This is a genomic window from Wenjunlia vitaminophila DSM 41686 (genome assembly GCF_000380165.1).
GTDB lineage: Bacteria > Actinomycetota > Actinomycetes > Streptomycetales > Streptomycetaceae > Wenjunlia > Wenjunlia vitaminophila.
Genome location: NZ_KB904744.1, coordinates 1 through 2,313, shown reverse-complemented (window position 1 = coordinate 2,313; position 2,313 = coordinate 1). Strand labels below are relative to the sequence as shown.

Genomic DNA, 2,313 nt, shown 5'->3' with positions numbered 1-2,313 from the left:
GCACCCTCGTCGCCTGGCAGGCCGACTGGCTGCGCCGGGGCCTGCCGTTGTCCGGCAAGCCCACCAAGTTCCAGGTCCGCGACGGAAGGTTCTGAACCGAGCATGACCACCGCGAGTTCCCCAGCCGCCGCGTCCCCTCCGGCGGCCACCCCACTGGACCTGCTGTCCGCCGGGACCGCCATACCGGCCCACCCGTTGGCCCTGGACGCCGGCCGCAAACTCGACGAGCGCCGTCAACGTGCCCTGACCCGCTACTACCTGGCCTCGGGCGCCGGTGGCGTCGCGGTGGCCGTGCACACCACCCAGTTCGAGATCCGGGAGCCGTCGGTGGGGCTGCTCGGTCCCGTCCTGGAGCTGGCCGCCGAAACGGTCCGCGCCGAGGCGGACCGGCCGGTGGTGAAGGTCGCCGGGGTCTGCGGCTACACCGCGCAGGCTGTCGCCGAGGCGGAGTTGGCCGCCTCGTTCGGCTACGACGCGGTGCTGCTCAGCCCCAAGGCGCCGGGAGCCGACGAGAAGGGGTTGTTGGAGCGGGCCCGGGCCGTCGGGGAGGTGCTGCCGGTCATCGGCTTCTACCTCCAGGAAGCGGTCGGCGGCACCTACCTGTCGCCGTCCTTCTGGTCCGCGCTGGCCGACCTGCCGACCACCGTCGCGATCAAGACCGCCCCCTTCGACCGCTACCGCACCGCCGACGTCATCCGCGCGGTCGGCGCGGCCGACCGGGCCGACGAGGTCGCCCTGTACACCGGCAACGACGACGACATCATCGGTGACCTGCTGACGCCCTACCGGACACCGGGCGGCCTGCGCTGGTTCGCCGGCGGCCTGCTCGGGCAGTGGGCCGTGTGGACCGGCTCCGCTGTGACGCTGCTCGCCGACGTCCGCCGGGCGCGGGCCGGTGACCAGGAGGCGCTGCTGCGCTGCCTGACGCGCAAGCCGCAGATGACCGACGCCAACAGCGCGGTGTTCGACGTCCGGGGGGCGTTCCGGGGGTGCATCGCCGGGGTGCACGAGGTGCTGCGCCGGCAGGGCCTGCTGGAGGGGATCTGGTGCCTGGACCCGGACGAAACCCTCTCGCCCGGGCAGGCCGAGGAGCTCACCCGGGTCTCCGCCGCCTACCCGTGGCTCGCCGACGACGCGTTCGTGCGGGAGCACCTCGATGACTGGCTCCGCTGACCCGGCCGCGCCCGGCGGCGGGGTCCCGGGCGGGCAGCGGGCGCGGGTCGTGGTGTCGGTGCCGCCACCGCTGCGCGCCCAGTTCTTCACGCGGGACGTGTGGCGGCGGCTGGGCGACGCCGCCGACCTCACCGTGCTCGACGAGCACACCGACCGGGCGGCGCTGGCCGCCGCGCTGCCCGGCGCCCGGGCCCTGGTCACCTCCTGGGGCACACCGCGGATCGACGCGGAGTTGCTGGACGCCGCCGACCGGTTGGCCCTGGTCGCCCACACCGGGTCCGCGGTTGCTCCGCTGGTCACCCCGGAGGTGTTCCGGCGCGGCGTGCGGGTCACCCAGGCCGGCGATGCCATGGCCGGTCCTGTCGCCGAGGTGGCGCTCGCCTTCACCCTGTCCCTGCTGCACCGGGTGCACCGGTTCGACCACGCGCTGCGCGGCGGCGCCGACTGGGAGACGGCGAGCCAGGCACCGCCCCGGCACGAGATCCGTGGCAGCCGGATCGGCGTCCTCGGTGCCTCGCGCACCGGCCGGGCCTACCTGCGGATGGTCAAGGCGCTGGGTGCGAGGGTCAGTGTCACCGACCCCTACCTGTCGCCCGAGGAGGCGGCGCGGCTCGACGTGCGGTTGGTGCCGTTGGAGACGCTGCTCCGCGAGAGCCGTGTGGTGGCCGTGCACGCCCCGGCCACCGAGGAGACCCGGCGGCTGATCGACGCCCGACGGCTGGCGCTGCTGCCCGACGGTGCGGGTCTGGTCAACACCGCCAGGTCCTGGCTGGTGGACGAGGACGCCCTGGTGGCCGAGGTGCGCACCGGGCGGATCGACGCGGCGATCGACGTCTTCGACGCCGAGCCGCTGCCCGTTGACCACCCCCTGCGGTCCCTGCCGAACGTGCTCCTCACGCCGCACCAGGCGGCGGGGACCGTGGAGTGCCGGCAGCGGCTGGGGGAGAGCGCGGTCACCGAGGTGCTGCGGCTGCTGGACGACGAGCCGCCGCTGCACGCGGTGGGCGTGGACGCCCTGGTCCGGGTGTTTTGACATCCTCCCTGCCCTAAAGGACGGGGATTCCTGGCTCACGTTGGCCGGGGACCAGCGGTCCGCCGGCTCTTACACGATCAGCACCAGCCGGGTTGAGACCAGCCCGG

General features: G+C 74.4%; 2 protein-coding genes. Both read left to right on the top strand.

The window, feature by feature from the left end; all coding sequences use genetic code 11:
* Positions 1-102 precede the first annotated feature (102 nt).
* A complete protein-coding gene (locus A3IG_RS0127945) occupies positions 103-1,173 on the top strand; it encodes a dihydrodipicolinate synthase family protein (protein WP_018386888.1) in 1,071 nt (356 codons plus the stop codon).
* Positions 1,157-2,206: a hydroxyacid dehydrogenase gene (locus A3IG_RS0127940; protein ID WP_018386887.1), complete on the top strand. Its 1,050-nt coding sequence runs from the start codon at positions 1,157-1,159 to the stop codon at positions 2,204-2,206. The genes A3IG_RS0127945 and A3IG_RS0127940 overlap by 17 nt, the downstream gene beginning before the upstream one ends.
* Positions 2,207-2,313: the final 107 nt, after the last annotated feature.

What these genes read in the sequence shown, in the direction of transcription:
- A3IG_RS0127945 (WP_018386888.1), top strand. Translation starts at nt 103, where the DNA reads ATGACCACCGCGAGTTCCCCAGCCGCCGCGTCCCCTCCGGCGGCCACC.
- A3IG_RS0127940 (WP_018386887.1), top strand. Translation starts at nt 1,157, where the DNA reads ATGACTGGCTCCGCTGACCCGGCCGCGCCCGGCGGCGGGGTCCCGGGC.